This is a genomic window from Zwartia vadi (assembly GCF_030410375.1).
GTDB classification, from domain to species: Bacteria; Pseudomonadota; Gammaproteobacteria; order Burkholderiales; family Burkholderiaceae_B; genus Zwartia; species Zwartia vadi.
Genome location: NZ_JAUHHE010000019.1, coordinates 44913 through 52161, shown reverse-complemented (window position 1 = coordinate 52161; position 7249 = coordinate 44913). Strand labels below are relative to the sequence as shown.

The 7249-nt window shown below is 50.8% G+C and carries 6 protein-coding genes; 1 reads left to right on the top strand and 5 read right to left on the bottom strand.

The window, feature by feature from the left end; genetic code table 11:
- Positions 1-211: 211 nt before the first annotated feature.
- Together QWY27_RS14265 and QWY27_RS14260 are read right to left on the bottom strand one after the other, a co-directional pair.
- Positions 212-2071 carry a phosphoenolpyruvate carboxykinase (GTP) gene (locus QWY27_RS14265; protein WP_290199095.1) on the bottom strand — a complete coding sequence of 620 codons (1860 nt, stop codon included), beginning with the start codon at positions 2069-2071 and terminating at the stop codon, positions 212-214.
- A gap of 192 nt (positions 2072-2263) precedes the next feature.
- Positions 2264-3259, bottom strand: a complete 996-nt coding sequence (locus tag QWY27_RS14260; protein WP_290199094.1) for an NAD(P)-dependent oxidoreductase — start codon at positions 3257-3259, stop codon at positions 2264-2266.
- Positions 3260-3352: 93 nt separating this feature from the next.
- Between QWY27_RS14260 and QWY27_RS14255 the strand changes: the two genes are divergently transcribed.
- Complete coding sequence (locus tag QWY27_RS14255; RefSeq protein ID WP_290199093.1) at positions 3353-4228, top strand: TauD/TfdA dioxygenase family protein; 876 nt, start codon at positions 3353-3355, stop codon at positions 4226-4228.
- On the opposite strand, the gene QWY27_RS14250 is transcribed toward QWY27_RS14255, so the two are convergent.
- The 3 genes from QWY27_RS14250 to QWY27_RS14240 form a co-directional block, all read right to left on the bottom strand.
- Positions 4225-5055 carry an aspartate dehydrogenase gene (locus tag QWY27_RS14250; protein ID WP_290199092.1) on the bottom strand — a complete coding sequence of 277 codons (831 nt, stop codon included), beginning with the start codon at positions 5053-5055 and terminating at the stop codon, positions 4225-4227. The two genes, QWY27_RS14255 and QWY27_RS14250, sit on opposite strands and share 4 nt — an antisense overlap.
- A 106-nt stretch (positions 5056-5161) precedes the next feature.
- A complete protein-coding gene (locus QWY27_RS14245) occupies positions 5162-5875 on the bottom strand; it encodes a class I SAM-dependent methyltransferase (RefSeq protein WP_290199090.1) in 714 nt (237 codons plus the stop codon).
- Positions 5876-5927: 52 nt separating this feature from the next.
- Positions 5928-7247, bottom strand: a complete 1320-nt coding sequence (locus QWY27_RS14240; RefSeq protein WP_290199088.1) for a DUF2135 domain-containing protein — start codon at positions 7245-7247, stop codon at positions 5928-5930.
- Positions 7248-7249 lie beyond the last annotated feature (2 nt).

Genomic DNA, 7249 nt, shown 5'->3' with positions numbered 1-7249 from the left:
GACTGCCGACCCAGAAAGCCAGCCAGATTCAAGAGTTGTTGCCACATCGCTGGCAGCCAACAGTTACCATGCCCTAATCAATCATCAAAACAAGTGCTCTGGCAATATGTGTTCGGCAGACGCTTACGGTGCCTCATCCTGATTGCGGTATCGAACAATAAAAAAGGCCCGAAAATATTCGGGCCTTTTTAACTAAGAAAACAATACCAGCTTATTTGCCCAGACGCGCTTCGAAGCTTGCTTTGATCTTCAACAAGTGCTCGGGCAGACCGTATGAGAGCTTTTCAAACAACTCATCATGCAGCTTAAACTCCTCGGCCCAAGCATTCGCATCGATTGAAGTGATTCGATCAAACTTTTCCTGTGAAAAGTCCATACCCGCCCAGTCAATATCCGTAAATCCTGGCGTGATACCGAAGGCATGCTCACTGCCCTGGGCTTGCCCTTCGATACGTCCAAGCATCCACTTCAGTACACGGGTGTTTTCGCTAAAGCCTGGCCAAACGAATTTACCGTTTTCATCCGTGCGAAACCAGTTGACGCAAAAAATCTTGGGTAGTTTTGCACCTGATTTTTGCAGGAAGTTACCGAGGGATAACCAATGCTCGAAGTACTCTGCCATGTTGTAGCCACAGAACGGCAACATTGCAAAGGGATCGCGTCGCACCACACCTTGTTGACCAACCGCTGCAGCTGTTGTCTCGGATCCCATGGTCGCTGCCATGTAAACGCCCTCAGCCCAGTCGCGTGCCTCAGTAACTAGCGGCACTGTTGTCGAGCGACGGCCGCCAAAAATGAAAGCATCGATCACAACTCCCTCGGGATTATCCCACTCGGGATCAAGCACTGGATTTTGTGTAGCGGAAACAGTGAATCGAGCGTTGGGATGCGCGGCCTTGATACCTTTTTCCTTAGCCTGCTCAGGGGTCCAGTCGCGACCTTGCCAATCGATCAGGTGTGCGGGTGGAACTTTGGTCATGCCCTCCCACCACACATCACCGTCATCAGTGAGCGCAACGTTGGTAAAGATTGTGTCGCGGCTGAGCGTGGCCATACAGTTGAAATTGGATTGCTCGTTCGTGCCCGGCGCAACACCAAAATAACCCGCTTCAGGATTGATCGCACGCAAGTTGCCTTTGGCGTCTGGCTTGATCCAAGCGATATCATCGCCAATCGTTGTGATCTTCCAACCTTGTTGAGCCAGACCAGCTGGTGGTATCAACATGGCAAAATTGGTTTTACCGCATGCTGATGGGAAAGCGGCTGCGACGTGATATTTCTTGCCCCACGGAGCCTGTACACCAAGAATCAGCATGTGTTCAGCAAGCCAACCTGGTGCTTTTTCGCTGGCTTCGCTGCGACCCATCGTAGAGGCAATACGCAAGGCAAAGCATTTTTTACCCAACAAAGCGTTGCCGCCGTAACCTGAGCCATAGGACCAGATTTCGCGTGTCTCAGGGAAATGAACGATGTATTTGGTCGAGTTGCAAGGCCAGACCGCATCAGCCTGACCGGCAGCAAGCGGCGCGCCCACGGTATGCACGCAAGGAACGTATTCGCCATCCGTTCCGAGAACGTCATAAACCTTTTTACCCATGCGAGTCATCATGCGCATGTTGACGACTACATATGGAGAATCGGATAACTCAATACCGATCTGAGCGATGGGCGAGCCCAAGGGACCCATTGAAAAAGGCACAACATAAAGGGTGCGACCAGCCATTGAGCCTTCAAACAACTCGTCTAGCTTGGCACGCATCTCGGCAGGCGCGATCCAATTGTTGGTTGGACCCGCATCTTCTTTTTTAGCACTGCAAATGAACGTGCGATCCTCTACGCGCGCAACATCATCCGGCGCGGAACGCGCCAAATAGGAGTTGGGACGCTTTTCAGCGTTGAGCTTAATCAGCATTCCCGAGGAGACCATCTCTGCACAGAGGCGGTCATATTCTTCTTGGGAACCATCACACCAGACGATGCGGGCAGGTTTGACCTTTGCTGCGATGGAGGCGACCCATTGTTTCAGGCCTTCGTGACGGACGTATGCGGGAGCGTTAAGTGGCAGATTCATGTAAATGCTTCTTCAAGTCACTGAGTTCAAACTTCGATAACCTGAAATAGTAGCACCGGAAGGACTCCTAAGAAAATCATTTCCCCTCTCATAAACAGGGACTAACAGCCTGATAGCTAAGTTAAATGACCAGAGCAAAATATCTACGCATAATTTAACTTAGCCATTACTTGATTAAAAAGTTGGATGCCCCTAGGGATTGCCATGCAACAGCCTCATACGGGCAGTTATCTCTGTTGCTTGCTCTCTATTGACGAGATGTGCGGGTAGCTCTCCATTGAGTAACTGTTTGACTTGGGCCGCAACACTGGCTCCGACTGCACGCATGCTGTCGTCCGAAATTCCTGCCATGTGGGGTGACAGCAAAACATGCTCCATTTGATAAAGAGGCGAGGAATCCGGCAACGGCTGATGCGTAAACACATCAAGCGCCGCACCAGCGATCTTTTTTGTCAACAAAACCTCTACCAACGCATCCTGATCAACCACTGCTCCGCGTGCGACGTTGATGAGGCAGGCGGACGGCCGCATCGACTCAAGAAGTGACCGACTCACCAGTCCTCTCGTCTGGTCATTCAAGGGGCAAGCTAGCACAACGAAATCAGACTCAGCGAATACTCGCTCCAACGATGCGTGCTCGATCAACTCAAGCGCGGATCGGCCGCTCGGTCGGTATCCCATCACTTGCATACCAAATCCGAAATGGCACATATTGGCCACGGCCTGGCCGATTGCACCCACCCCAACCAAACCTAAGCGTTTACCTGCTAAATCAAACCCTTGATCCGCCAAAGCGCGTGCAGAACGCCACCCTTCCGTACGCATTCTCATACCGATTGCAGCACTCTGGTGCGCCAAAGCCAGCATCTGACCAACGGCAAACTCAGCCACTGTCCGTGCGTTGGCGCCAGGGGCATTCGCCACCGCAACATGATGCTGCTTTGCAACATTTAGAGGAATCATATCAATACCCGCCCCATGGCGGACGACCCCAAGCAACTGTTTCGCACGCTCAAATAAAGACTCAGGTAACGGATGCCTCACCACAATGACCGAAGCAGACTCGGCGCCTTCGATCAAATCATTGTCGCTCGTAGAGTTTGAAACCCGAACAATGGCAACCTGCTCCAGCTCAGAATGAATGGCCGGGTGGATGGGATTAGTGAGGAAAACTGTTTTTTTATGCATGGCTGCCCGATTTAGAACGTGTATATTTGTAAAAACAAATCCTAACTAAAAAACACAACCTAGCCTACACAAACTTTGTAGCGGGAGACAAAAGTGACTTTGACCTTCAACAAACTTCATCCAAGCTTTGTGGCACAGGCCAGCCCAATTGACCTGCGCACTTTGCATGATGAAACGGTATTGGCACAAATCAGATCGGCGATGTGCCAATTTGGTGTTTTGGTTTTTCACGACCAGAAGTTTTCTAATGAAGAACAAATTGAATTTGCGCGAAGACTTGACGGTGAGCTTCATGCCAAAACGTCTTCCTCAGTCGTCTCAAAGAATCGTTTTGGCAACGAAGCGCTGACCGATATTTCAAACGTCGGTGAAAATGGCGACATCCTTGAAGCGCAAGATCGTAGAAGAATGAACGGCATCAGCAACCGTATCTGGCATACCGATGCTTCCTTTGAAAACCCCTGCGGCCGATACTCCATGCTTTATGCACGCAATATCCCTCCTGTTCGGGCGGATACGGAGTTTGCAGATATGAGGGCGGCTTATGCCGCCCTCTGTGACGAGATGAAAAAAACGATTGAGCCCTTGCATGCTTATCACTCGATCGTGTACTCCCGTCACACAATGGGTTTTGATTTTTCACCTGAAGAGCAGGCAAAGTTGCCAGGTGCCACACACCCTCTTGTGCGAACAATTGAAGGCTCTGACAGAAAATCGCTTTATCTGGCCTCTCATGCGGCACGAATCATTGAATGGGAGATCCCTGAAGGGCGGTTGTTGCTGCGGGACCTCATCGAGCATGCCACGCAGAGGGAGTTTTTATACTCCCATGAGTGGAAATTAGGTGATTTGGTGATCTGGGATAACCGGACGACCATGCATCGCGCCCGACCCTTTGACGACAAAACGTATAAGCGCGAATTGACGCGTGTCACCACGCTTGACTTGCCGCTTATGGCCTCGGCTTAAGTTCCGACTTTAAAATTTGAATTCATTTTACGGAGCATGGCAATCACGCTTTGCGCAACGATTCTGCCTGTTTTGGGGTTTTCAGAGGGAATGTTTTCCATTGTCATCGTGAACTTGGCCGAGTCAGAGTCCACGACGATAGTGTGAGTATTTCGAACCACCTTAGGATCTGCCCAAATCTCTAAAAGGGTATTTTCAGGACCGACTCCAGCGAGTGCCAACGCAACAACTACATTTAGATTGGCTGGGAAGCCTTTGGCGGCATCTCGTGCATTCCCCTCGAAAACTTTCTTGGCCTCAGTTAAACCCTCGATGCTGATGTTGTGCTCGATCAAGTGGGGCGCGCCAGCCAAGCCCTTGGGTGGCTTGCGTGTCACCATGCGTACCGAGTGAATCGTACCCTCCGCAGCGGCGATCATGGCATCCAGACCAATCAACGCACCGGTTGGCACGTGGATGACCCCACCCTGCTCTTTGGCCATCGCGATCAATTCGGGATGAAACAGCAAAGCACCCACCGATAAAACAATCACTTGTTTTTGCGCTTTTAAAAAGGGCGCAACGATCTCAGGCAAAAGTGCCGCAGGGGCACACTCGATCACAAGATCCGCCTCTTTTTCCAACTCGGCAATGTGCAAAACTTTGACAGGATGCGCAAGCGTCGAGACGAAAGCCCGTGCTTTTTCATGATTTTTGGCAGAAACCGCTGTGAGCTCGACGCCAGGCACGCTCCCTTTGGCAAGGGTCTTCGCAATGGATTGACCAATCGCACCTAAACCAGCGATCGCGATACGAAGATTCGGTCTTTGAGCAGCAGCTTGCGTCATGAGGTTCCACCAAGAAGAAAAAAGATTAAATGAGAATCGATAGTGCGCTGATTATAGTGAAATCAACGCAGGCTCCGTGAGCGCAATCACTTTGGCAGGGCTATTTTTAAATGGTCTTTGCCCTTGCGGAGACGACCAGTTGCCTGCCGTAGACGACTTGGTCTGTCATCGCTAACTTCCATAACTTGCGGACAGATTCAGTCTGCGATTTTTTGACGCGTCGCCTTGCATAGCCTTTAACAAACCAGCCCAGCAATCGCTCCCAGACACGACGCGGCTTTTCCTCGTCCACATCGTGTACCTGCATATCCGTAAAGCCACTGAGCCCCAGCAATAACCATAACTGAAAGACCCCCAAAGACAACCAAGGCATGTGGGGCTCTAGCGACTCATTTTGTTTAAACCATGAATAAGATCTGGGAAAGCCCTGAATCAAGTGATTGAACCTGGCGCCGGCATAGTTGGGATTCGGAATGGACAAAATGAACAGCCCCCCGCTCTTCAGATGGTCCCTGACATTTTGCAAAAAAAGGCCGGGATTTAGGAGGTAACCCATCGCCTCACAGCACACAATGGCATCGTATTGACCCAGGCTCGCTGGCAGCCCCTGATTGAAGTCCGCCACCTGGAAGTGATGATAGCCGGCAGGAGCCTGTTCAAATAAATCCATGCCGTGCAACTCAACACCTGACCCAAGCGCAAAGGGTAGCCATCCGTCACCGCAGCAAATATCCAAAACTTTTTGAGGCTGATCCGAATGCAATGCACGCGCAACCGCGGCACGGTACGCCTTTTGTTTAACCATTAAGGGTGGCGACAAAATTGACTCACACAAAAAAATCAATCAAGAGACGCCACGTCTCAGACGCACGTCAAGGAATGACGAAAGAGGTCACTTTTGCTCTGACTTTGCTGCGGCAACGCTCACCGCACACTGTGTCATTAACTTTGATCACGCCTTCGTAGCTCGTCTTTTTACCGTCAATCGTGACCACAACGGTATAGGGGATATCCTCACGTTGCTGAATCGGCACATTCGCACTGAACAACGCAACATAGACATCATATTGGCCTGAGGGCGGTTTTTTATTCCAGGATATATTTTCGACAGGCTCCGGACGCGCAGGACAACCAGACATCTTTTGACAAGCATTCGCGTCGATATCGAGGCGCCCGCCGGATGGAGACTTACGCACATCGTTATCGTACATGCTGATGCTGACGCCGCTCGGCTCAACAACAATCAAGTCCAAATCTGCCTGATTTTTCCATGCCAGGGTAACGTTGACTGACTCCCCTTGCGTGACGGCACTCTCTTTGAGTCGGCGATCAATCTCAACCGTGCTCACTGTTGCGGGAGGCTCTTGAACATTTGGCAAGAGCGTAGCTGGAGAATGAGGCGCAGCAGATGTAGGAGACACTGGGGGTTGGATAGGTGCGGGCGGAAAGCATACTGCCGATTTTTCTTCAACTTTCACCCACAAATCTGCGATACGAGTCCGCAAAGACTCTTCAACCTGAATGTTGGGGCCCGGATCGATGATTGTTAGCCATTGTTTGTAAAACAAACCCAGTATCAAGGCGAGCGTCAATAGTCCGAGAACTAACCATTGGAGTACCCCTGTCAAACCAAAGGTGCGCGAGGCAGACTGTGTAGCCGCGAGCGCCTTTTGATGGTCTGCCATGACTTTAGTAGCAGGCTTAAAGGACCGCGCAAATTGTGTATCAATATCTTGAGAGCTAGCAGAAACGCCAAACGGCAAGCACCCCCACTGCGCAATGACGAGCTGATCTCCTACGAGAAAGAGAGAAGCGATGGGATCTGGCGTGGACAACATTGCACGCAGCGCTTGCGCACCATAGGATGCTGAGGCCCCAGTACCTGTTGCCACTTTGTCGGCTATTTGGCGTACCCCTGCGCAAAGCTGACTCAGCGTCTTTGCAACCTGCAACTTTTCATCTGCAGTCCATGTCTCAAAAGGACGAACCGGCCCCTCCAACTTTGTGACCCAAGAAACTTCGCCACGCAACACATTTGTCACAGGCTCCGCGAAAATTAAAGATAAATCCTCGCCTGAGCTATTCTTTTTCAATAAACCCAACAGCTGTTGGTAATAGCTAAAAATTGGCTGGCCGTTGATGCCTTGAACGTCAACTTGGGTTCGTTTGGTGAGAATGGGCAATGTTTGCATGG